The sequence below is a fragment of the Rhizobium sp. SVR5-9E genome (assembly GCF_056755095.1).
This window is the reverse complement of record NZ_JBNDHS010000030.1, coordinates 23728-46457: the sequence shown is the minus strand read 5'-3', so window position 1 is coordinate 46457 and position 22730 is coordinate 23728. Positions and strand designations below refer to the sequence as shown.

The following is a 22730-nucleotide window of genomic DNA, read 5'->3' as shown; positions in this document are numbered from 1 at the left end:
TCGGCCGAGTTGCCGCGCAAATGATTAAATTCGGCGCTTAAAAACCCTAGGAAGCGAGAATCCAGTTCAAGACCCGCCGCCAATCAATCATCCGGATTGGCGTACCGTGGTTCCCGTTCTGGAAAAGCGTAAAACGGGCCGGGTATTTCGACTTGTAGAGCTTTTCGAAGAGGGCTTGCTGGTCGGCCGCCGCATAAACCGGATCGCGGCTCCCGTGCGCGAACCAAAGCGGCAGCTTGGCTTTGTAGAAGGCGCTTTTCGTGAAAGCGGGGTCGGCGACGCCGCTCATGATCACCATTCCCCTCAGCCGCTTGACGCTCGCAGGATCGCGGCCGATCCCCCAGCAGACTTGGCTGCCCATGGACGCGCAGGCGAGGATCACCGGCTTTCCACCTGATTTCCCGCTAGCATAGCGGATGAGTTCGGCGATCTTGGCGACGCCGTCGCTGTCGAAGGCCCGTACCGTCGGCGAATAATAGACCCCGCCATTGCCGGCCGCGAGGTTCTTCAGCCGGTTGAAGTTGCCGCCGAAGGAATAGTCGTTGGCCCCGAGGCGGCGATCGCCGTCGCGGCCGTGGATGAAGATCACCGTGAAGGCCGCTCCGTCTGCCGGTCCCACCCTGGTGACATCCAGCCGGAGGCCGTCCAGAGACAGGGTTTCGTCCTGCTGTACCTTGCGTACGCCGAGCGACACATATTTCCGCTGCACGCGCCTTTGCGGGATCTGGTCGCGACCATTGATGTCGCGCATCTCATCGTAGTCGATCACTTCGAAGGCGCCGTCGTCGGCGCTCTGCAACACGTTTTGCCTGGAGAAAAGTTCGTCCTTATAGGGCGGCAAGCCATCCGCTGCCGCGCTGTGAATGTCACAGGACAGGAAAAAGGCCGCAATTACAGCAATAATCGTGCAATGACTTGTGGACATTCTCATGCGGGTGGTTTCCTTGCACCTCGGGCCGCTTGCCATTCCGCGTCTGGCAACGCAAACCAATTCCAAAGAATTCCGCCAGATCGAGCGGCATCGCTTAGCGAGGCGGTTTCTGGCAGAATCTGCATGATTCGCAAACGTGACATCAAATGCGGTGATTTTGGGTCTGGCCTCAAGCGGACACGCCGGCCGGCAGGATAAAGATCTGAACAATTCCATGGACGACAGCAACGACCTCTTTTCCGAAATGCCTCTCGCACCCAAGCAGGAGGAGGCACCAAAGCCGGCGCGAGCGCCCGCCGCGCCCCCGGCTGCGTCAGCGCGTCCGGCCCCGGCAGCCTCGAATGGTGACGACTACGGTGCCTCGTCGATCCGCGTTCTCGAAGGTCTGGAACCGGTGCGCATGCGCCCCGGCATGTATATCGGCGGCACCGACGAAAAGGCGCTGCATCACCTGTTTGCCGAAGTCATCGACAACTCGATGGACGAAGCGGTCGCCGGTCACGCAAACTTCATCGAGGTGCATCTCGATGTCCACGGCTATCTAACCGTCTCGGACAACGGCCGCGGCATTCCGGTGGAAAACCACCCGCAGGTCCCGGGCAAATCGACGCTCGAAGTGATCATGACGAAGCTGCATGCGGGCGGAAAGTTCGACGGAAAGGCTTATGAAACCTCGGGCGGTCTGCACGGCGTCGGCGTTTCAGTGGTCAACGCGCTCTCTGACTATCTCGAAGTCGAAGTCGCGCGTAACCGCAAGCTTTACCGACAGCGCTTCTCCCGCGGCTTGCCGCAGGGCGGTCTCGAAGAGCTTGGCGACGTGCACAACCGCCGCGGGACGCGCGTGCGGTTCCACCCCGATCCGCAGATCTTCGGCGAGCACGCGAAGTTCGAGGCGGCGCGTGTCTTCCGTATGGCGCGCTCCAAGGCCTATCTCTTCGGGGGCGTGGAGATCCGCTGGAGCTGCGATGAAGGCGTGCTTCCGCAGGGTTCCGAAATTCCGGACAAGGCCGTCTTCCACTTCCCCGGCGGGCTGAAGGACTACCTGCAGGCGACGATGGGCAAGGAATTTACCGTCACCCGCGAAATCTTCGCCGGCAAGAGCGAAAAGGCGAGCGGCCACGGTTCGCTCGAATGGGCGATCACCTGGTATGGTGGCGACCAGCAGATCCACTCCTATTGCAACACCATTCCGACGCCCGAGGGCGGCACGCATGAGGCGGGTCTGCGCATCGCTCTGACCAAGGGGCTGAAAGCATACGCCGATCTGACGCAGAACAAACGCGCAGCGCAGATCACCACCGACGACGTGATGATTTCGGCGGTCGGCATGTTGTCGGTGTTCATCCGCGAACCGGAATTCGTCGGCCAGACCAAGGACAGGCTGGCGACCGTCGAGGCACAGCGCATAGTCGAAAACGCGCTTCGCGATCCCTTCGACCATTATCTGGCGGACAATCCCAACGAGGCTGCAAAGCTGCTCGACTGGGTGATCGAACGCGCCGAGGAGCGTCTCCGCCGCCGCAAGGAAAAGGAAGTCACCCGCAAGACCGCCGTGCGCAAACTGCGCCTTCCGGGCAAACTGGCCGATTGCGCGCAGAACACGGCCCAGGGCGCCGAACTCTTCATCGTCGAAGGTGACTCGGCAGGTGGCTCCGCCAAGCAGGCGCGCAACCGCGCCAATCAGGCAATCCTGCCGTTGCGCGGCAAGATCCTGAACGTTGCGAGCGCCGGCCGCGAAAAGTTAGGCGCCAACCAGCAGCTTGCGGATCTCGTTCAGGCGCTCGGCTGCGGCACTCGCTCCAAGTATCGCGATGAGGACCTGCGCTACGAGCGCATCATCGTGATGACCGATGCCGACGTAGACGGGGCCCACATCGCGTCATTGCTGATCACTTTCTTCTATCAGGAGATGCCGGAACTGATCCGCGGCGGTCACCTCTTCCTCGCTGTACCGCCGCTCTACAAGATCACCCAAGGCGCCAAATCAGCCTACGCACGCGACGACGCCCATCGGCAGGAACTGATGGAAACGCAATTCAAGGGCAAGGGAAAGATCGAAATCAGCCGGTTCAAGGGCCTTGGTGAAATGCTACCCGCGCAGCTCAAGGAAACCACGATGGACCCGAGCAAGCGAACGCTGCTGCGGGTGCTGATCGACGAGGTCGATTTCGAGGGAACCCGTGCCGCCGTGGACGACCTTATGGGCACGAAGCCTGACGCGCGCTTCCGCTTCATTCAGGACCGTGCCGCCTTTGCCGAAAACCTCGATATCTGAGCTTCGCTATTTCACGAAATTGACGAAGAATCGTAACAACTCCGTCAAACAACCGGTGCATGACAAGCGACGCGACTGGCGGGGCCGATCCTTTAAAGGGGATCCCGTCGGCCTGTTCTGCTCATCAACCTCCTCGCCAGCCGGATGTTCGCCATGACCAAGCGTTTTCTCGCGACTATCGCTGTTGCTCTCCTGTCCAGCGCCGCCAGCCTCCACGCCACCACGATCGGCGCAACCTTCGAGACGCCTTGCCCGTTCGGCGATTGCGCGGCCGGGATCTCCTTTTCTTATCTCGGTGAATTCGTCATCCCGACCGGTCACATGGAAAACGGCGTCGAATTCGGCGGCATTTCCGGTCTCGACTTCGACCCGGCGACCGGCCATTACATCGCCATCAGCGACGACCGCTCCGAAAAAGGCCCAGCTCGCTTCTATGAGCTCGACGTCGATGTTGACGGCTCCGGCCTCAAGGGCGTTTCCGTCGTCAAGCAGGTGACGCTGCAGGACAAGAACGGTGAACCCTTCGCCGCCCGCACCGTTGACCCGGAATCGATCCGCCTCGGCCGGGACGGCGTCTATTGGGGTAGCGAAGGCGACGGCAAGGCGCTGATCGCCCCCTTCGTCCGCGTCGCCTCGCCGGACGGTGCTTTTGTGCGCGAATTCAAGCTGCCGGAAGGCTTCGCGCCGACGGCCGACAAATCGACCGGCATCCGCGACAATCTCGCCTTCGAGGATCTTGCGGTCGCACCCGACGGTGATGTGTTCGTCGGCGTCGAAGCTGCGCTCTACCAGGACGGTCCGGCGGCCTCGCTCGTCAACGGCAGCCTGTCGCGCATTATCCGCTATGACGGGGCGACTGGCGAACCGAAGGCGCAGTATGTCTATCCAATCTCGCCGATCCCGCAGGCTGCCACAAAGCCCATTGGCGGCAACGACAACGGCATGGCGGAGATCGTCGCACTCGACGACCACCGCCTGCTCGCCGTCGAGCGCAGCTACGCCCAAGGCTTCGGCAACAACGTTAAGATCTTCATGCTGGACCTCGACGGCGCCACCGACGTCTCGGCCATCGCTTCTCTCGCCAGGACCGATCAGCGCATCGTTCCCGTCCGCAAGAGCCAGGTGCTCGATCTGCGCGCCGCCGGCCTGGTGCCGGATAACATCGAGTCGATGGCGATAGGCAGGGCGAAGGACGGCAGCGACGTCCTGATCCTCGGTTCCGACAACAATTTCTCGACCGGGCAAAAGACGCAGTTCTACGCCTTCAAACTATTGCACCGTCCGCAATCGTAACGGAGAGATGGCGCCGCTAGCCGAGGCGAACGTCTATCTTCGTCTTGACGGAATTAGCGAGGAAGCAGAGTTCGTGGGCTTCGTGATGGAGCTTCTCCTCGGTTTCACGGCTCGGCGCCTCGCCTGAATAGACAACGCTCGGCTTCAGCTCGACGTGGCTGACAAGCATTTTTCCGTCGACCTTCTCCATGATGCCCGTCGCGTTATCGACATAGCTGTCGATAGCAATGCCCTTCTTCGATGCAAGCCAAAGGTAGAAGAGCATGTGGCAGCTGGAGAGCGCCGCTACATAGGCTTCCTCGGGATCGACATTCTCGGCGACCGAGTACGGAAGCGGCACGTTGTGCGGAGATGCCGAGGCAGGTACCGAAAGGCCTCCGTCGAAATTCCATGTATGGCCGCGGCTGTATTTGCCGTCCGTAAAGCTGCCCTCACCGCGCTGCCATGAAACTTCCGCTGAAAATAACGTCATAGTCCCCAACCATAGCTTTCGATGCCGTTGATCCAACCTGTACTATTTTCGCCGGTCATCAAGACTCTGAAAGAAAACTTCGTCACATTTCGTACAGAGGATTGAGATATGCGGCACCCTGAAGCTGCGGGCTGCGTCAGTGATCGCAAAAGCTCCGACTTAAATGATCGATATGCTTGCGTCCGGGCGCCGTAGAGCGCATATCCATGAGAACAAGAAGGAAATAAAAACGACGTGAGCCTTTCGAACAACAAGAGACTGCCAGGCGAAACGCGGTGGCTTGGCCCGTCTGCGCCCACGCGCACGCCGCTGATCCCGTCGATTTCGGCCGCTCGCTGGCTTTTGATCCTCATCGTTGCTGCGGGCGTCTATTTCTTCCATGGCTTTGTTATTCCAGTTCTGGCAGCACTCGTCATCGGCTTTGCGAGTTGGCCGCTTTATCGCAAGCTTCTCGGCCGCGTCGGCGGCAACACAACGATCGCCGCCACGATCGCGATCCTTCTGATCATCACCTTTCTGGTCATCCCGATCGGGCTTGCGGTTACCTACACCACAGGCGAAGTGCGTGAATGGTTTGCCTGGGTCGTTCAGACCAACCGGCAGGGCGCGTCTACGCCGCAATGGATCCTTGCGCTGCCGTTTGCAGGGCCTTACCTCGATGAACTCTGGACGAAATACGTTGGTAGCCCCGGGTCGCTCGGCGAACTCGTTCAGGTCATCAGCGGTGCCCATCTCGGCAATATCTATCGTGCGGTTCTCGCCGCCGGCGGTGCGTCGTTCCATCTGCTCCTGACGCTGCTTTTCATGCTGATCGCGCTCTTCTTTGTCTATCGCGACGGATCGTCCTTCTCGCGGCAGATCGACATGCTCGGCGAGCGCATCCTGCCCAATCGCTGGGAGCGCTTTTCGCGGGTCGTTCCGGCAACGATCAGCTCAACCGTCATGGGCATGACGGTGATTGCAATCGGGGAAGGCATCGTGCTCGGGGTCGCCTACTGGATCGCAGGCGTACCCTCGCCGGTCACGCTTGGCGTTATAACGGGCCTTATGGCTCTGATACCCGGCGGCGCGCCGCTCTCGTTCACGTTGGTTTCGGTGTACCTCCTGGCCAGCGGATCACATTTTGCCGGCATCGCGCTCTTCGTCTGGGGTACGGTCGAACTCTTCATCGTCGATAAGACTCTGCGTCCGAAACTTGTCGGCGGCCCGATCAAGCTTCCCTTCCTGCCGACCTTCTTCGGCCTCGTCGGCGGCGTAAAGACCATGGGCTTTCTCGGTCTCTTCATCGGCCCGGTGCTGATGGCTCTGCTCGTCGCGATCTGGCGCGAATGGATGCATGAAGTCACAGCAAGCGATCAGACGGGGCTTGGTCCGGAAGTCATGATCGACGAGCAGGCGCCGCCGGCGCAGCGCGCTGCCGAAGGCTGATCATTTCAACCGCTTCTCCATGAAAAGGCTCAGCGGATCCGGCAGGTACGAAGCGAAAGGCTCGATGTCGACGTAGCCGTACTTGCGGTAAAGCCCGATCGCCTCCGGCTGATAGATGCCGGTTTCCAGACGGATCGCGTCAAGGTCGCGTGACTTCGCGCATCTCTCAAGCTCATCCATCAGGCGGCTTGCGATCTTCAGCCCTCGCGCCGCCGGGTCGACGAACATGCGCTTGATCTCCGCCGTGCCATCGCCTGCCTCCACGAGTGCCGCGCAGCCGACGATCACCCCGGCATTCCGAGCAACGAAGAAGCTGGCGGACGGCGTTTCCAAGGTCGAGAGATCGACGAGATGGTTGCTCTCAGCCGGATAGAGGGAGGCCGCATAAGCATCGGAAAGCTCCAGCAAGCGGACGATTTCCGGCTGACGTGGCGATTCAACAGCAATGGTGACGGACATGGCTTTTCTCAGGCACTCTAGGCAGCTTCGAGTGCAGTCATGGACGCGTAGTCCCGCGCCGATTGACGCTGCTCGGCAATATGAAGCCTCTCGACCATATCAAGGAGTTCACCGACCGCACCATGGGCACCGCCGACATGGCGGAATCGTTCGAGCAGGCTGCCGCAGACATTGAAGAGCCTGGTTCCAGAGGTTTTTCTGGAGGCTTCGCGCCAGTGGAGAGTCGCCTCCACAAAGACCGTGCTGATTTCGCTGCTGAGGCCAGCCTTCTCGTACAGCGCACGCACCGCATGGCTGCGTCCCGTCGCGAGGATCGAACGCACGCGGTTTTCGGTGCAGCCGGTCAGATTGACGATGGCGTTCGCGAAGAAATCCACCTTGCCGGAACAAAGCGCATGCATGAGGAAGGACGGCGTTAGATTGCCGGCAAGGCGCAAATGCTCGACGAGATCGGCAATTTCGTGCGCCTGGATCTCGCCAGCAAGGGAGACCGTAGCGGACTGGGCCGCCTCGCGGCTGATGCGCTGCAGACGAGCGATCCCGACGGCGGCCTGTGCCAGAGGAAAAGCCACCAATGCGTTGCTGACATGCTGCGTCAGTAACTGCCGGGCATCAGCCGGGAGATCGGTGCGGTCGAGCAGCAGATTGCGTGTGTCGCAGCAGTCGCCGAGCCGCTCGGCGATCCGCTTCAGCGATTGCGGGGCGATCGCCGCGCCCTCGTTCTCAAGAAGGCACAGGACCTCTTCTTCGTCGCCGACTTCCGCAAGAGCGGCTGAAACAGCTCGGGAAATCGACGGCCGCGCCGCGATCAGGATGCGGACAACGCTGCTGCCGCGGGCGGCAAGATCGACAAGGTCCGTGTCCGAGAGCACTGGAGAGCAGGTCAGGGCGTGGCACGCGATTTCCGGCTGGTCTTCGGCAAGCGCCAGAATGATGGCGCGCGGCGCTTCTTGCGACCAAGCGATCGCCTCGGCCAGCGCAAGACGAACGCGCGGCGAAGGATCGTCAAGCAGGAAGGTCATCGCCATTTCCGCGGCTTTGCGCTCCTCCGGAAGCATTTCGGACTGCAGATAGGCACGCCCCAATGCGTTCGCGGCGCGAGCTCTGTCCCCTGCCTTGGCAGTTTCAACCCAGCGAAGGAAAGCCTCTACGATCAATTTACGCCCCAACCTGCGGCGCGATTCCTTCGCGCCCCTAACGTTCGGGTAACACTATCGGCAAATGGTTTAAGATTGGTTCACCATGTTTATCAGGCTTTGGCGGCCACCGTCTCGACCTTCGGACGGAACATCTCAAAGACCTCGCTCGCCTCGCTGTAGTCCATGTAGCCCATCCGGGCCGTCGGCCTTGCCAGCGACATGTCGAGCCGGCCATTGCTGACGATCGCTTCGTCGATGTGGATGCCGACGACCTCGCCGAAGACCATGACGTTTTCCGTCTGCTCACCGGATAGCGATTTCGGCACGATGATCTCCGTCACCTTGCATTCGAGCACGGCGAAGGCCTCGCCCACATAGGGCGCGTCGACAAGTTTGCCCGGAACGGCGGTCACCCCGGCGAGCGCGAATTCGTCGGTGCCATAGGGAACCGCGGCGGAAGAAAGGTTCATCTTCTCGACGAGGTTGCGGCTGACGAAATTGCAGGTGAAGACGCCCGTCTCGCCGGCATTCCTCTGGCTGTGCTTGCGGCCGCTCGATGAGAACATGACGATCTTCGGATGGTCGGAGACGGCATTGAAGAAGGAGTAGGGACCGAGATTGATCGATCCGTCCGCCCCCTTGCTGCCGATCCAGCCGATCGGGCGCGGCGCCACGATCGCCTTGAAGGGATCGTGGGAGAGACCGTGCTTGTTGCTATCCGTCGTATAGAACATCAGCCCTCTCCGCCGACCCAGGTGACGGTTTCGGAGAGTGACGGACGCGGCCGCTCGACCACCGGGAAATTTGTCGAACCGATATGGATGAAGCCGGCGACTTTTTCGCCCGGCTGAACGCCGAGAACCGGATAGGCGCGCTCGTCATAGGCAAACCATTCGGTCAACCAGTTGGCGACCCAGCCATGGGCATTCGCCGAAAAGATGATGTTGAGGCACACGGCGCCCGCCGACATGAGCTGCTCCCATTCCGGGATCTTGAAGTGCGGACCCGCCTTGCTGACCACGGCAACGACAACCGGCGCTCGGGTAAGGCGCGTGCGTTCGACCTGGATCATTTCCTCCGAGAGATCAGGCTTGGCCTCGAGCGCTAGCTTCAAGAGTTCTTCGCTGATTCGTTCACGCTCTTCTCCGCGATAGACGATGAAACGCCAGGGCGCGAGCTTCCCGTGATCGGGGACGCGCGATGCCAGACGAAGGATTTCCTCTATTTCCGCCTTTGCAGGCCCGGGCTCGCACATCTGGAAGGCAGGGATCGATCGGCGCACGGCGAGGTAATCAATCAGCTTGATATCGGATTTCATGCGGGAGAAACTTTCATTTTCACGGCAGCGGGATGGGTGGGTCTTGAATTTGCCACTGGGTTCGTTTTGAAGTGGCCTCTGTAGTTTTAGAAGTCAATCTGTTCAGGAAACACATGCCCGGCATTTTGCCTTTTGCGCGTATGGCGTTCGTGCTTGTTCTGACTGCGTTGTTGCCCTTTAGCGCAAGCGCCCAGAACGCGTTCAAGGGATTCAAGCAGCTCGACACGACCACGAAGATGCCGAAGCTCAACGCTTTCATTGCGCCGGGCAGCACGCAGCAGAATGCGACGCTGCGCGAGGTTGAGATCGAAGCCAAGCTGACGGAAAGCGGCGAGCCGGTGCGAGACGGACTCTCCTGGTATGTGTTCAGTCCTGTCGCGGGTGCCGACGGCAAGCTGCCGCTGGTGGCAAGCGCCCGTGGCGGGTCGGCTGCTTTCCAGCTGGCCCCGGGCGACTATCTGATCAATGTCTCCTTCGGCCGCGCCGGCGTGACCCGCAAGGTGAATATTCCCGAGGACGGCAAGCTCGACAAGCAGGTGATGGTGCTCGATGCGGGCGGTCTGGTGCTCAACGCCGTGTCCGGGTCCGATGTTCGCATCCGCCCCGACCAGCTGCGCTTCTCGATCTACTCTTCGGAAGTGCGCGAAGACGGCGAACGCGGACTGGTGATGGCAGATGTGGCGCCGAACACCATGGTACGGCTGAATGCCGGCACGTATCATATCGTTTCCGAATACGGAGCCGTCAACGCTGTCATTCGTGCCGATATCCAGGTCGAGGCCGGAAAGCTAACCGAAGCGACGATCCAGCACCGCGCGGCGCAGATCAACTTCAAGCTCGTTTCAGACGCCGGCGGCGAAGCGATCGCGGACACGGCCTGGTCGATCCTGACGGCTGCGGGCGACAGCGTCGGCGAAAGCGTCAGCGCCTTCCCGACCATGGTTCTGGCGGAAGGCGAGTATACAGCCGTCGCGCGCAACAAGGACAAGATCTATCAGCGCGACTTCAAGGTCGAGGCTGGCAGGAATACAGACGTCGAAGTGCTCATGAAGGACGAACAGCCGCAGGAACCCACCAGCGCCGCCACGACGCTGCAGCAGGAACCGCAGCCGGCAGCCGCCGGCGAACCGCAGAATTCCGCGCGTGCGCCGCTCCCCTCCTATGAGCAGCTGGTACCGGGCGGCGCGGATGCTGATTGATCCTCAGATGCTCTTTTGCCCCCTGACGGGCGCCAGAGAAAAGACCGCGCCGTAAAGCGCCGCGAGCAAACCCTTCCGATCACTCCTCCGCAGTTCTTCGTACGGCAGGATCTGCCCCACATGGGCGACAATCGTCTTGCCCGACAGCCGCCGAAACTCCCGGATCAGAAGCGAGAGGCGAAGCGTCAGCGAAAACCGGCTGGCAATGTGAAACAGCGGCCCATTCTGGCCCTCGAAATAGATGGGCAAGACGTCGGCGCCGGCCGCTTGGACGAGCTTGGCCGGGAACATCTTCCATGGAAGATCCTGTGCGCGGCCGAAACCGTTCTTGGCCGTCGCTACGCCACCGCCCGGAAAGATGACGACCGTTACACCTTCCTTCAGCAGGCGGACCGCCTCGCGACGCGTGTCCATATTGATGGCAAGCGCTGCCTTGGTCTCCTCGAAAGAGACCGGAAGCGAGTAGTCAGCCATCTCAGGCAGCTTCAGCAGCTCATTGTGAATGAGAACACGAAACGGCCGGCCGAGCTGCTCGGCGAGAGACAGGACGGCTATGCCGTCGCCGATGCCGAACGGATGATTGGCGACGATGACCAGGGGTCTGCCTGCAGGTGCGGCGGCAGGCCAGTTTCCGCGGATATCGAGATCGACGTCGATGAGGTCGAGGAGCTTGCCGAAGACGCGCTCGCGCGATGGCACGATGTCGGTGCGCCATATCTCATAGAAACGAACATAGCGGTTGCGGCCCGAAAGACCCTCGATCGAGCGGATCAGCCAGCGCTTGAAGCGGGGATCGTTATCGCTGGCGTAGGATAGCTGTTTGAAGCGCAAAACCGCCCGGCCTCTATTGAAGACCGGGCGGTTATGTATCAAAGCGATGACATCCGTCTGACAGAGCTCAGGCGGCCTTTGCCCGCTTCGCTTCTATCTTGCGGCGGATATCCGGCGGCGTCGCTTCCCAGGCAAGGCTCTCGATCGCCTCGTCGAGTGACATCGAGGTTTGCTCCTGGCTGCCGAGGCGGCGGATATTGACCGTGCGCTCCTCGGCTTCCTTCCTGCCGCAGACGATGATGACAGGAACTTTCGTAACGGAATGTTCGCGGATCTTGTAGTTGATCTTCTCGTTACGGAAGTCGGTTTCGACGTTGAGCCCGGCCTCGCGCAACGCTTCGGCAACTTCCTGGCCGTAGCCGTCCGCCTCCGAAGTAATCGTCGCGACCACGACCTGCAGCGGCGAGACCCAGAGCGGCAGGTGGCCGGCAAAGTTCTCGATCAGGATACCGAGGAAGCGCTCCATGGAGCCGCAGATCGCCCGGTGGATCATCACCGGCTGCGTCTTCTCCGAATTGCTGTCGATGTAGAAGGCACCGAAGCGTTCCGGAAGGTTGAAGTCGACCTGCGTCGTACCGCATTGCCATTCGCGGCCGATGGCATCCTTCAGCGTATATTCGAACTTCGGACCGTAGAACGCGCCCTCGCCCGGCAGAATGCCGGTCTTGATGTCGTTCGACTGCTGCTGGATCGTCGTGAGAACATCCGTCATGACGCTCTCGGCGCGATCCCAAAGATCGTCCGAACCGACGCGCTTGTCCGGGCGCGTGGAGAGCTTGATGGTGATCTCGTCGAAACCGAAGTCCTTGTAGACCGAAAGGATCAGGTCATTGATCTTAAGGCATTCGGCAGCCATCTGCTCGTCGGTGCAGAAGATATGCGCATCGTCCTGCGTGAAGCCACGCACACGCATCAGGCCATGCAGTGCACCGGACGGCTCGTAGCGATGGACCGTGCCGAATTCCGCAAGGCGGATCGGCAGTTCGCGATAGGATTTCAGGCCATGCTTGAAGATCTGGACGTGACCAGGGCAGTTCATCGGCTTCAGCGCGAAGACGCGGTTGTCCGCCTCCTTGTCGTCGGGATGGGTGATCGCATGGGCGGATTTTACCGCGAACATGTTTTCCTGGTACCAGCCCCAGTGCCCCGAAGTCTCCCAGAGCGAGGCGTCGAGAACCTGCGGCGCGTTGACCTCCTGATAGTCGGCCGCCAGCCGCCGGCGCATGTAGGCGACAAGCGTCTGGAAGATGCGCCAGCCCTTGCCGTGCCAGAACACGACGCCCGGTCCTTCCTCCTGGAAATGGAAGAGGTCCATTTCACGGCCGAGACGGCGATGATCGCGCTTCTCGGCCTCGGCAAGGATATGCAGGTAGTTGTCGAGTTCGGACTGCTCGGCAAAGGCCGTACCGTAGATGCGGGTCAACATCGGATTGTTGCTGTCGCCGCGCCAGTACGCACCGGCCACCTTCATCAGCTTGAAGGCATTGCCGATCTGGCCCGTGGAGGCCATATGCGGCCCGCGGCAAAGGTCGAACCAGTCGCCCTGATAGTAGATCTTGAGATCCTGGCCCTCCGGGATCGCATCGACAAGCTCGACCTTGTACTGCTCGCCCTTGGCCGCGAACACTTCCTTGGCTTTTTCGCGCGACCAGACCTGTTTGGTAAAGGGCGCGTTGCGGGCGATGATCTCCCTCATCTTCTTTTCGATCTTCGGCAGATCGTCAGGTGTGAAGGGCTCGTTCTTGGCGAAGTCGTAATAGAAGCCGTTCTCGATGACCGGGCCGATCGTGACCTGCGTGCCGGGCCAGAGCTCCTGCACGGCTTCGGCCATAACGTGTGCTGCGTCGTGGCGGATGAGTTCCAGCGCGCGCTCGTCGTTGCGGGTGATGATCTCGATTTTGCCCGTCGTCACGGGGTCGGAAAGGTCGCGCACCATGCCATCGATCGCAATGGCGACGGCCTTCTTGGCGAGCGACTTGGAAATGGATTCGGCAACGTCGCGGCCGGTCGTGCCCGGCTCGAAATTACGCTGGTTGCCGTCAGGAAAAGTAAGGGAAACGGATTGGGACATATCGATATTCTCCTTGTCCAGTCCCGCCAACGAATGCGGGTGGTTGCAATGAAGCGCTTCGTCCGTGCGAACGCGCCGCCGCCTGATACCGAGATTTGGCGAGCGAGTAAAGAAAAAGCAGGTTCAGCTGATCATTTCGGCAAGACCGCGCACCGTGTTCCAGTTGCGGAGCGTGCCGACGCCCATGCGCTTGGTGGTCAGCGCCGAGAGTAGCCTCCACTCGCTGGGTTTACCGGCAAAATCGATCCAGAGATCGCCGGCAGTGAACGCCAGACGCTGATTGGGGTCGGTGTACTTCTCGAGCGCGTCTAGTACGGAGCGATCGAGAGGCTTTCGCATGACGCGGACGATGACCTGACTGCCTTCACCGTCCGGAAAGGGATTGGCCTCCGCGAGCTTCAGCCAATCCCCGCCCCTGCGGACGATGATATCGACAGCCTTGCCGAACCGTGCCTTGAAGGCTGTCTCAAGTTTTGCCTCGATGTCACCGAGTGGTGCGTCGGCTGCTTCGAAAACGATATTGCCCGTGGAAACGAGCGTCCGCGGATTGCGGTAGCCGAGTGCTTCCGTCATGTCGCGAAGATCTGACATCGCCACACGGCGACCTGGCCCGAGCACGATACTGTGAAGGAGGGCGACGTAGGTGGTCATACCCGGCATGGACATGCGGTCAGCCTGCTTTTCGTCCGAGCGCAAGATAGCGCCACGGCGTCCACCAATAAAAACGACGCTCGAGCGCCTCCGGAACCGGATCGAGCCCGCTGGTGCCGCCCGGGCCGCAGCGCCCGACGCGGAAGAGCGTCATCCAGCCGCCGGCCCAAAGCCCATGGCGGGCAATGGCCTCATAGCCATATTCGGAACAGGTGGGGATGTGCCGACACGAGTTACCGACGAAGCCGGACAAGGTCAGCTGATAAAGCCGGATGAAGCCCATTCCGAGCAGGCGATCCGGGGTCTTGCGGAAGGGACCGGTGTAGTTTCGGGAAAACCGCAGCGGCTCTTTCCGAGGGCCGGCTGCGCCGCCTTCGTCCTCCTGCTCATTGTGACTGATGGAACAGAATTCGCACATCGCTCGCGCCGCTCAAGCCTCAACCGTTTCGGCGCGTTTTGCTTCGATCTGCCCGATTGCGTCGACGACGGCGTCGAAAGTCAGCATGGTGGAGGCGTGCCGCGCCTTGTAGTCCCTGACCGGGCGAAGGTAACGCATATCCTCGAAGCGGCCTTCCGGACCCTGCCCGTCCGCCTTCAGCATCGCAAGCATGTCTTCACGGGCTTTACGCACTTCGCCGGCGGTCGCGCCGACGACGTGGCGCGCCATGATCGAGGAGGAAGCCTGACCGAGCGCGCAAGCTTTCACGTCATGGGCGAAATCCGTCACCGTGTCGCCCTTCATCTTTAGCCAGATCGTCACCTTGGAACCGCAGAGTTTCGAATGGGCCTTGGCGCTGGCGTCGGCATCCGGCATGCTGCCGGTCATCGGAATATTGCCTGCAAATTCGAGGATTTTGGTGTTATAGATGTCTTCCATGATGAATTCCGCTCCAGATTGCCGCGGACCGGCTCATTCGGCGGTCATTGTAACACAAACAAAAAACACACCGTGTCGTGTTAGCATACTTACATGACGACGCCGTCTTCCTATATGTATGTCGTTCGAAGGCCATAAAAATGCAATGGCCTCGGGTAAGTTTGATTAGGAAACCGTGCCGGACGGGCGATAAGTTGCCCCGAAAGCCCCGGAGCCTGCCAAAGGTGCAAAATTCCTGACAAGGGATGCCAGTGGCGAGTCCGAAAGACGATCCGCACATTCGCGGATCAGGAGACTTGAGCAGTATGGACGCCATCGTAAAGAATTTTCCGCAGACCAACCGTGACTCGGAACGCCCCAGCCAGAAGGAAGCGGAAGACGCAGTTCGCGTCCTGCTCCGCTGGGCTGGTGACGATCCCTCGCGTGAAGGGCTGATTGATACCCCTACCCGCGTCGCCAAAGCCTATCGCGAACTCTTCGCCGGCTACGACATGGACCCGGAAGAGGTGCTTGGCCGCACTTTCGAGGAGGTCGCCGGTTACGACGACATGGTGCTCGTGCGGGACATTCCCTTCTTCTCGCATTGTGAACATCACATGGTTCCGATCATCGGCAAGGCGCACGTCGCCTATATTCCCGATGGCAGGGTGCTTGGCCTTTCGAAGATCGCCCGCGTCGTCGAGATCTATGCGCGCCGCCTGCAGACTCAGGAAACCATGACGGCGCAGATCGCAAGTGCGATCGACGAAACGCTGCGTCCGCGCGGCGTTGCGGTCATGATTGAAGCTGAGCATATGTGCATGGCCATGCGCGGCGTTCAGAAGCAAGGCTCCACCACATTGACGACAACCTTTACTGGAAGTTTCAAGGCCGAGCCTGCTGAGCAAGCCCGCTTCATGACGATGGTACGGAGCCGTTGATATCGGCTCCAATGAGGGAGCCGACTGATGTCATTTGCATTTAATGCGCCGTCCGAAGACAAATCCGAACTAGAAGACGCCGGTGATTTCACGCCGCGCTTCGATGATCGTGGCCTGATCGCCGCGATCGTCACCGATGCGCATGACGGCGAACTGCTGATGGTCGCGCATATGAACGCACAAGCGCTTGCGCTTACGATCCAGACACGGAAGGCACATTACTTCAGCCGCTCGCGGGGCAAACTCTGGATGAAGGGCGAAACTTCCGGCAACGTCCAGATGGTCAAGGAAATACGCACCGACTGCGATCAGGATGCAATCTGGCTTAAAGTAGAGGTCGCGGGGCACGATGCTACGTGCCATACTGGACGGCGTTCCTGCTTCTACCGGACGGTTAATCTTCAGGACGGAAAGCCGATGCTCGACATCGTCGATGATGAGCTGCATTTCGACCCGAAAGACGTCTACGGCAAGTAGCGCGTGGCGGCGTCTGCTTGCTTTTGGGCCAAGGAACGGCGGTTATATACGATTTGGAAAGACTACGGGACGAGTATTACAGACGACTATGTTTCTGCCGCGAGGGAGGCGCAACATGCTGAATTGGAATTTGAACCGCCAAGGCTCTCAGGCAAATAATTCCGCTTCCGGCAGTCCGACAGTCCCAGCCACTACGCCCCCCGCAGACTCCTCCCTTCTCCCTAACAAGGCGAAGATTGCGCTGGCGCTCGGCGGTGGCGCAGCGCGCGGCTGGGCGCATATCGGCGTGCTGCGCGCGCTGGACGAGGCAGCAATAGAAGTCGGCATGATCGCTGGTACCTCCATCGGTGCGCTTGTCGGCGGCTGCTATCTTGCCGGCAAACTGGATGAGCTAGAGGCCTTCGCCCGGTCGCTGACGATGCGGCGTATTGCAAGCCTGCTTGACCTCACGATCGGCGGTAGCGGGCTTTTCGGCGGCATGCGTCTGACGAAGCGGATGCAAGAGCATCTCGAGGGCTTGAACATCGAAGACCTCAGCCGCCCCTTTGTGGCGGTTGCCGCGGAAGTGAACACCGGTCACGAGGTCTGGATTGCGAATGGTTCCCTGATTACCGCGCTGCGCGCATCCTATGCTCTACCCGGCATCTTCGAGCCGGTCCGCAGCAACAACCGGACCCTGGTCGACGGCGCGTTGGTCAATCCGGTGCCGGTTTCGGTTTGCCGCAGCTACGAAGAGCCGCTCGTCGTCGCTGTCAATCTGAACTACGATCTGTTCGGCCGTTCCGCAGTCGTCAAGCACAATGCAAGCCTTACGCTTCAGGAAATGCAGAAGCAGGAGGAGGCACCTTATGCACGCCTGGGAATGACCGGCGTGATGGTACAGGCCTTCAACATCATTCAGGATAGAATTTCGCGCGCCCGGCTTGCCGGCGATCCGCCGGATATCTCGCTGCATCCGCGTCTCAGCGACATGGGCCTTTCGGAATTCCACCGGGCCGGGGAAGCGATCGAACGCGGCTACGAGGAAGCCAAGGCGCGGCTTCCTGAAATTCGTAGAATGCAGGAAGCGTTTGCGAATACCTAGTCACGTATGACGACCAGAAGTGTATCAGCCTGCGATATAGGCTTTGATCTCTTCTGCCTCGCGTTCAACTTCTGCAATACGCGTCTTAACGACGTCACCGATCGAAATGATGCCGGTGAGCTTGCCATGTGCTTCGACCGGCACGTGCCGGAAACGCCGGCTGGTCATCAGCTCCATCAACTCGTTGACGGTCGTTTCCTCGTGACAGCGGAAAACCTTGGATGTCATCAATGAGACAACCGGTTGATCGAGGCATTCCTTGCCAAACTTCGCTACAGCATTGACGAGATCGCGCTCGGTGAAGATCCCCGAAATGCGATCATCCGCACCGAGGATGACCACCGCGCCGATCTTGCGGCTGTTCAGCACTTTTGCCGCTTCGGCGGCGGTCGTGTTCGGCCCGACCGTGACGACGTCGCGGCCCTTTTGGTCTAGGATGGCCTTTACGGTGTTGGACATTTGAACCCTCCTCCCATGTCGAAAGCGAAACGCTTAACTGATCAGTGGCTTCCACGCGGCTGCGAGTTCCAATGCCGATCAATCGGAATGGTGCACTCCCACGCTCAAGATTGCAACATATCGTGTGCTTCTGAACTATCAGGACCCGCCGGTATGTTCCGGTCGAACAGCGGGAAAAGGAAGAATCCGAAAATAAAGCCGCCGATATGGGCGTCCCAGGCGATCGGCTGGTTCGGATCGCCGATCAGCGGAATGCCAACCGCGATCAGCACATTGCCGAGCAGCCAGAAGACTGTGAAGACTATGACCGTCCGGCTCCGCAGGGACTCCATGACGGACAGGCGCGGATTGAGATGGGCCGGACGCAGCCCCCTGCGTTCCGCCGGAAAGGCAAAGCGGCAGGCCGCTCCCATGAGGGCAGAAACGACGCCGGAAGCCCCTATGAGCAAGGTCGGATTACCCCAGTTCAACCCGGCATGAAGCGCAGCCGAGGCGACCGACGAGAAAATCCAGAATATGACATAGCGCGACGCGCCGATGCGGCGCGCGATCGGCGCCCCGAAGGCCATCAGCCAGAGTCCGTTGAAGAGAATGTGCTCCACGCTGCCGTGCAGCAGCGAATAGGTTACCGGCGACCAGAGCCATTGCGGCCCCTGCTCCGAGAACGGAATCACGTAGCGTGCCGGAATGAACCCGAAGTTGAAGAACAGCCAATCGACGGCGTCTGCGGGAAGAAGGACCGATTGGACGGCATAGATCGCCCCGAGCAGACAGAGCGTCGCGAGCAGGATGCCGGGCAGATTGAAGATCGGCGTCCGTGTCTTTGCGGCCGGGGTTTCGTCTGCCGACTCCGGCTCTGTCCTGTGGTCTTCCATATCCGTCCTCGCCGGTTCAGGCCAAAGCCTTACAGGAGCGAAGGTCAAAAAAAAAGCCGTCCGGAAGAACCAGACGGCTTGCCGGACATCCCCCGAGTATCCCTCGTGCCCGATCAGTGCGTGTGCTGAACTTCGTTTCCGAAGCGATGGGCAACCGTCGCACGACAAGACTCCGCAGCGCAATCGAAACCGCTTCTTAACCTTAACTCGCCGCAGTTGGCATGAAATCCGCTAGGTAGAGAGCAAAAGAGCCCTTCAGGCTCGAACTCGAACCAAAATGAAACAGGTTGGCACCGTGCGCCATCAGACGATCATCGATATTTATGACTATTGGAACCGGTTACGGGGATCCGGCGACGCCCCGCTGAAATCGCAGATCGAGCCGTCGAGCCTGGGCCATATTCTCCCGAGCCTGTTCATTCTTGAGAAGAACGACGGTCTGGGCGCCGTCACCTTCCGGCTTGCGGGCACGCGGATCTGTGATCTCTTTGGGCGCGATCTGCGCGGTGAAAGCTTTGCGGAACTGTTCGGCGATGGGCATACGCTCGACATCGAGGCAACGCTTCGTGGCGCCATGGAGCACGCGATCCCCACGCTGCTCAATGCCACCGGCTACAGCACTGCTGGGCACCAGGCGAGCTTTGAGATCATCGTCATGCCATTGCGCTCCGAAGGGGGACGCCCCGAGCGGCTGCTCGGCGCAATCGCGCCGTCCGTCGCGGCAAGCTGGCTGGAGATCGTTCCGCTTGATTTTCTGGCGCTGGACCGCAGCCGTCTTCTCCGCGACAGACCGGCCCAGGACCGGAAGGAAAGCTGGCCATATGCAGCTGTCAGCGAACGCCCGCACGGTGTCGGTGCCTTCATCGGCCGCGTGATGTCTTCATTGTTCTCAGGCCCGGCGTCGCACTGACCGTCTCATTGCGGCACAGTTCGCTTTATGCTCCGAGGTGTATCGACCTTCTTCAGGACAACCTTCTGTTAAGGGGTTGCCGGTTATGATCCGTGTATATCATTTCATGAAGAAGTTCTTTCATGCACTCGTTCCAGCAAGCCCAGCCGCCCCGGATTGCGCCGCGTCCCGAACAGGGTGTTTTCCAGCGCGTGCCCATCCATATGCAGGGCCGCCTGATGCTTGCGAACTACGAAGAATATGAATGCACTGTGATCGATATGTCGCCGGGCGACATGTACGTCACCTGCAACGGCCGTCCGCGCGCCAATGAGCGGGTCGTCGCCTACATCGATCATCTCGGACGCGTCGAAGGCCACGTCCAGACCGTGGACGTGCGCGGCTTCACGATGTCGATCAACGCCACCGAGCGCAAGCGGGAAAAGCTGGCGGCACAGTTGACGTGGCTCGCCAACAAACACGAGCTCGGCCTGCCGGAAGACCGCCGCCACGATCGTCTGACGCCGCGCGAAACCCAGACCGAATTGACGCTCGAAGACGGCACGCGCTACACCTGCCGCATCATGGACCTTTCGCTTTCGGGCGCCGCAGTCGACGTGGACGTGCGCCCTGCCCTCGGCACGGCGATCCGCCTCGGCAACATGCGTGGCCGCGTCGTCCGTCATTTCAGCGACGGCGTCGCGCTCGAATTCCTCTCGGTCCAGTCGCGCGAGACCTTGCGCGAGTTCCTCTAGGCGATTGTCATCTTAGTGTCATCGATATGAGAGATGAACGCCGCCCCAACAGGTGGCTTTCTCAGTCCTTGCTTTATCCCGAAATCGAGCCCTACGAAGAGGGATTCCTGGAGACCGGTGACGGCAACCGGATCTAGGGCGCTGACAACCGCTTGGGAACTGGTCGGAGCATGGCCTGGCAGCCGCCTTGTCGTGACTGAAAACGCGGCGCACGCGACATCGACACCGCTGTCTCCTCCGCGATCGTCACGGCAACCAACGAATTTCGCGAAACTCTTCGAAAATAATTTTTGCGGGCTGCAGCTGAGATCAGCCGCGCTGACCCGCCAAATTCAGCCCTTCCGCCTGATTTCCACACCCGTCCGTGATGCTCGGATGTCGATTGGCAGCCAGCCAACCTCCCGAAATCCGGCCTCGCCATTAACTTTTGCATGGAGAGCCGCCGCTTGCGTGGCCTCCGGGCGTTGTTCTGACGCTTAGAATTTTATTCAAATTTACGTCGAAACCGCATCCAATTTTACGCGTATTCGACTTTGTTTTTAATCAGGTTTTATGCGTCTTTGAATCAACTAAGCCTTTAATTCTATTGCGTAATTTTGCAGCGGATAAAAACGTCTGTGCCATTGTCGTCCTCATAGAACAGGGACGACAAAAACGATGTTCAATGCAATCAAAGGCGGCTTTTTCGGCGGTATACTGCTGATGGCGATGGCGGGCGCGGGACAAGCGGCGCCTGGCAGCATGACACTTGCAGGCAATGCCAGCCCACCGATTGGCCACTACGAATTTTGCAGGGCAAATCCGAGCGAATGCGCCTATGCCGGCGGCGACGCCGGTCCGGCGATCCTGACGGAGGAGCGCTGGAAGACGATCCTCAAGATCAACTACGAGGTCAACTCGCAGATCAAGCCGATGACCGACATGGAAATCTACGGCGTCGAAGAGCGCTGGGCCTACCCGCGCACCGTCGGCGACTGCGAGGACTTCGCGCTGCTGAAGCGCAAGATGCTGATCGACGACGGCTTCTCGCCGTCCGACCTGCTCATGACGGTCGTCATGCAGCCGAATGGCGAAGGCCATGCGGTGCTGACGGTCCGCACAGACCACGGCGACTTCATCCTCGACAACATGCGCAACAAGGTGATGCTCTGGGGCGATACCGAGTACACCTTCCTGAAGCGTCAGTCCGCCGATGATCCGGCACGCTGGACGAAGTTGCAGGACGGCCGTGCCGTCGCAGTTGGTAGCGTACGCTAAGATCAATTGCACCCGCCGGGGATACCGGCGGGTTCCACTCGGCCCGGTCCGTCCCCGCATCCCGTCCCGACCGGTGCCCTGAGCCGCTCCCGCTGTCCCGGGAGCGGCTTACTTTTTCAAGCGCACCCGAATTAACTCTTCCTTTACCGAACTGCTGGATCTTTTCGCGAGATTTAGCACCGGCGGCTCCAGTTTCGTTTACGGCGGTCAGACAACTGAAGAGCCCGCCATGAGCCACTTCGCCCGCAGTGCCGACACACCCGATGAGGCGCCCCTCTTTTCCAACGGCGTGATCGTGCGATTGATCGCACTCGTCACCGTTCTTGCCACGCTGACGCTTGCAATCAGTATTGGTGGCCGCTGGATCGGGCGGCACATTACGCTGGCGGGCAATACCGACAGCACGGAGGCAGTCACGATCGCCATTGGCCGCGACGCACTCAGTCTGCCTGAAAATGCGTTGCGCTTCCCAAGCCAGAGGCACAACGGAATGGCGGAGCGCGCCGACATTTACCTCACATGGCCAGAGATGCAGGGCTATTCAAAGGAGCACCGCGAGCGCTTTGACGACATATCGCTGTCCGCCAATCTCATCTTCGTGCAGATCACCCAAAGCACGATGTCGCAGGACATGTCCGGCCGACTCGAGCCAATCTACTCGCATCTGACGGAGGGCGCCGCCGTTCCTTACGGCCACGGCCTGACGCTCCGCAAGTTGAAGGCCGAAGCGGGCTATGGCGGCGAGGTTCTGCTGACCGGAGCGCGTGCAAACCAGACCGAATATGCGGTGCGCTGCATCCTGCCCTCGTCCCCCGCCGATGCGACAAGCGGGGATTGCCAACGCGACATTAAAGTCGGGAAGGATCTCAGCGTCCTTTATCGCTTCTCAAGCCGTCATTTGCAGGACTGGGACCATATTGATGCCGCTATTCGAACCTTTGTGGAAGCGCGGCTTGTGACCCGTACCGCAACACCCCGCTAAAAAGCAGCCGGACGGCGAAGCAAACGATTAATCATAAACGGATTGGTAACCCCACCAGGCTAACGTCAAAAGACAATGGTCGCGCCGA

The 22730-nt window shown here is 60.2% G+C and carries 24 protein-coding genes; 11 read left to right on the top strand and 13 right to left on the bottom strand.

The window, feature by feature from the left end; all coding sequences use genetic code 11:
* Window positions 1–46 precede the first annotated feature (46 nt).
* The gene (locus ACPYOJ_RS15795) at window positions 47–931 is read right to left on the bottom strand and encodes an alpha/beta hydrolase (RefSeq protein ID WP_481417101.1); all 885 of its coding nucleotides are present in this window, start codon (window positions 929–931) and stop codon (window positions 47–49) included.
* A 214-nt stretch (window positions 932–1145) separates the two neighbouring features.
* Between ACPYOJ_RS15795 and parE the strand changes: the two genes are divergently transcribed.
* Both parE and ACPYOJ_RS15785 read left to right on the top strand, forming a co-directional pair.
* Window positions 1146–3206, top strand: a complete 2061-nt coding sequence (parE, locus tag ACPYOJ_RS15790) for a DNA topoisomerase IV subunit B (RefSeq protein ID WP_481417100.1) — start codon at window positions 1146–1148, stop codon at window positions 3204–3206.
* A gap of 153 nt (window positions 3207–3359) precedes the next feature.
* Entirely contained in the window at window positions 3360–4499 is a 1140-nt protein-coding gene (locus ACPYOJ_RS15785) for an esterase-like activity of phytase family protein (RefSeq protein WP_481417099.1), read from the top strand.
* Window positions 4500–4515: 16 nt separating this feature from the next.
* Here ACPYOJ_RS15785 and ACPYOJ_RS15780 read toward each other — a convergent pair whose 3' ends face one another.
* Window positions 4516–4971 (bottom strand): OsmC family protein, encoded by a 456-nt coding sequence (locus tag ACPYOJ_RS15780; RefSeq protein WP_481417098.1) that lies wholly within the window; start codon window positions 4969–4971, stop codon window positions 4516–4518.
* A gap of 234 nt (window positions 4972–5205) precedes the next feature.
* Between ACPYOJ_RS15780 and ACPYOJ_RS15775 the strand changes: the two genes are divergently transcribed.
* Window positions 5206–6399, top strand: a complete 1194-nt coding sequence (locus ACPYOJ_RS15775) for an AI-2E family transporter (protein ID WP_481417097.1) — start codon at window positions 5206–5208, stop codon at window positions 6397–6399.
* On the opposite strand, the gene ACPYOJ_RS15770 is transcribed toward ACPYOJ_RS15775, so the two are convergent.
* The 4 genes from ACPYOJ_RS15770 to ACPYOJ_RS15755 form a co-directional block, all read right to left on the bottom strand.
* Window positions 6400–6858, bottom strand: coding sequence for a GNAT family N-acetyltransferase (locus ACPYOJ_RS15770; RefSeq protein ID WP_481417096.1), 459 nt, complete (start codon window positions 6856–6858; stop codon window positions 6400–6402).
* Window positions 6859–6875: 17 nt separating this feature from the next.
* Complete coding sequence (locus tag ACPYOJ_RS15765; protein ID WP_481417095.1) at window positions 6876–8015, bottom strand: DUF2336 domain-containing protein; 1140 nt, start codon at window positions 8013–8015, stop codon at window positions 6876–6878.
* 92 nt (window positions 8016–8107) lie between these two features.
* Window positions 8108–8731, bottom strand: coding sequence for a flavin reductase family protein (locus tag ACPYOJ_RS15760; RefSeq protein WP_481417094.1), 624 nt, complete (start codon window positions 8729–8731; stop codon window positions 8108–8110).
* Entirely contained in the window at window positions 8731–9315 is a 585-nt protein-coding gene (locus tag ACPYOJ_RS15755; protein WP_481417093.1) for a nitroreductase family protein, read from the bottom strand. Before ACPYOJ_RS15755 ends, ACPYOJ_RS15760 begins: the two co-directional genes overlap by 1 nt.
* A 113-nt stretch (window positions 9316–9428) precedes the next feature.
* On the opposite strand from ACPYOJ_RS15755, the gene ACPYOJ_RS15750 reads away from it, so the two are divergent.
* Window positions 9429–10514: a hypothetical protein gene (locus tag ACPYOJ_RS15750; protein ID WP_481417092.1), complete on the top strand. Its 1086-nt coding sequence runs from the start codon at window positions 9429–9431 to the stop codon at window positions 10512–10514.
* Window positions 10515–10517: 3 nt separating this feature from the next.
* Here the strand turns inward: ACPYOJ_RS15750 and ACPYOJ_RS15745 are convergent, their stop codons facing one another.
* The 5 genes from ACPYOJ_RS15745 to ACPYOJ_RS15725 all read right to left on the bottom strand — a co-directional run bounded on the left by ACPYOJ_RS15745 (window position 10518) and on the right by ACPYOJ_RS15725 (window position 14944).
* The gene (locus ACPYOJ_RS15745; RefSeq protein WP_481417117.1) at window positions 10518–11345 is read right to left on the bottom strand and encodes a lysophospholipid acyltransferase family protein; all 828 of its coding nucleotides are present in this window, start codon (window positions 11343–11345) and stop codon (window positions 10518–10520) included.
* A 67-nt stretch (window positions 11346–11412) separates the two neighbouring features.
* A complete protein-coding gene (thrS, locus tag ACPYOJ_RS15740; protein WP_481417091.1) occupies window positions 11413–13416 on the bottom strand; it encodes a threonine--tRNA ligase in 2004 nt (667 codons plus the stop codon).
* A 123-nt stretch (window positions 13417–13539) separates the two neighbouring features.
* On the bottom strand, window positions 13540–14067 hold the full coding sequence (locus tag ACPYOJ_RS15735; protein ID WP_481417116.1) for a DUF1697 domain-containing protein: 528 nt from the start codon (window positions 14065–14067) through the stop codon (window positions 13540–13542).
* Window positions 14068–14086: 19 nt separating this feature from the next.
* Complete coding sequence (yidD, locus tag ACPYOJ_RS15730; RefSeq protein WP_481417090.1) at window positions 14087–14485, bottom strand: membrane protein insertion efficiency factor YidD; 399 nt, start codon at window positions 14483–14485, stop codon at window positions 14087–14089.
* 12 nt (window positions 14486–14497) lie between these two features.
* Complete coding sequence (locus ACPYOJ_RS15725; protein WP_481417089.1) at window positions 14498–14944, bottom strand: iron-sulfur cluster assembly scaffold protein; 447 nt, start codon at window positions 14942–14944, stop codon at window positions 14498–14500.
* A 305-nt stretch (window positions 14945–15249) separates the two neighbouring features.
* On the opposite strand from ACPYOJ_RS15725, the gene folE reads away from it, so the two are divergent.
* From folE to ACPYOJ_RS15710, 3 genes are all read left to right on the top strand, one after another.
* Entirely contained in the window at window positions 15250–15864 is a 615-nt protein-coding gene (gene folE, locus ACPYOJ_RS15720; RefSeq protein WP_168831230.1) for a GTP cyclohydrolase I FolE, read from the top strand.
* 27 nt (window positions 15865–15891) lie between these two features.
* A complete protein-coding gene (hisI, locus tag ACPYOJ_RS15715) occupies window positions 15892–16341 on the top strand; it encodes a phosphoribosyl-AMP cyclohydrolase (RefSeq protein ID WP_481417088.1) in 450 nt (149 codons plus the stop codon).
* Window positions 16342–16456: 115 nt separating this feature from the next.
* The gene (locus ACPYOJ_RS15710; RefSeq protein ID WP_481417087.1) at window positions 16457–17425 is read left to right on the top strand and encodes a patatin-like phospholipase family protein; all 969 of its coding nucleotides are present in this window, start codon (window positions 16457–16459) and stop codon (window positions 17423–17425) included.
* 24 nt (window positions 17426–17449) lie between these two features.
* Here ACPYOJ_RS15710 and ACPYOJ_RS15705 read toward each other — a convergent pair whose 3' ends face one another.
* Both ACPYOJ_RS15705 and ACPYOJ_RS15700 read right to left on the bottom strand, forming a co-directional pair.
* On the bottom strand, window positions 17450–17884 hold the full coding sequence (locus tag ACPYOJ_RS15705; RefSeq protein ID WP_481417086.1) for a CBS domain-containing protein: 435 nt from the start codon (window positions 17882–17884) through the stop codon (window positions 17450–17452).
* 104 nt (window positions 17885–17988) lie between these two features.
* A complete protein-coding gene (locus tag ACPYOJ_RS15700; protein ID WP_481417085.1) occupies window positions 17989–18759 on the bottom strand; it encodes a rhomboid family intramembrane serine protease in 771 nt (256 codons plus the stop codon).
* Window positions 18760–19054: 295 nt separating this feature from the next.
* Here ACPYOJ_RS15700 and ACPYOJ_RS15695 point away from each other — a divergent pair, with 295 nt between their 5' ends.
* From ACPYOJ_RS15695 to ACPYOJ_RS15680, 4 genes are all read left to right on the top strand, one after another.
* Window positions 19055–19669: a PAS domain-containing protein gene (locus ACPYOJ_RS15695; protein WP_481417115.1), complete on the top strand. Its 615-nt coding sequence runs from the start codon at window positions 19055–19057 to the stop codon at window positions 19667–19669.
* A gap of 122 nt (window positions 19670–19791) precedes the next feature.
* Entirely contained in the window at window positions 19792–20403 is a 612-nt protein-coding gene (locus ACPYOJ_RS15690; protein WP_481417084.1) for a PilZ domain-containing protein, read from the top strand.
* A gap of 657 nt (window positions 20404–21060) precedes the next feature.
* Window positions 21061–21660: a transglutaminase-like cysteine peptidase gene (locus tag ACPYOJ_RS15685; protein WP_481417083.1), complete on the top strand. Its 600-nt coding sequence runs from the start codon at window positions 21061–21063 to the stop codon at window positions 21658–21660.
* A gap of 229 nt (window positions 21661–21889) precedes the next feature.
* Window positions 21890–22642: a hypothetical protein gene (locus ACPYOJ_RS15680; protein ID WP_481417082.1), complete on the top strand. Its 753-nt coding sequence runs from the start codon at window positions 21890–21892 to the stop codon at window positions 22640–22642.
* Window positions 22643–22730 lie beyond the last annotated feature (88 nt).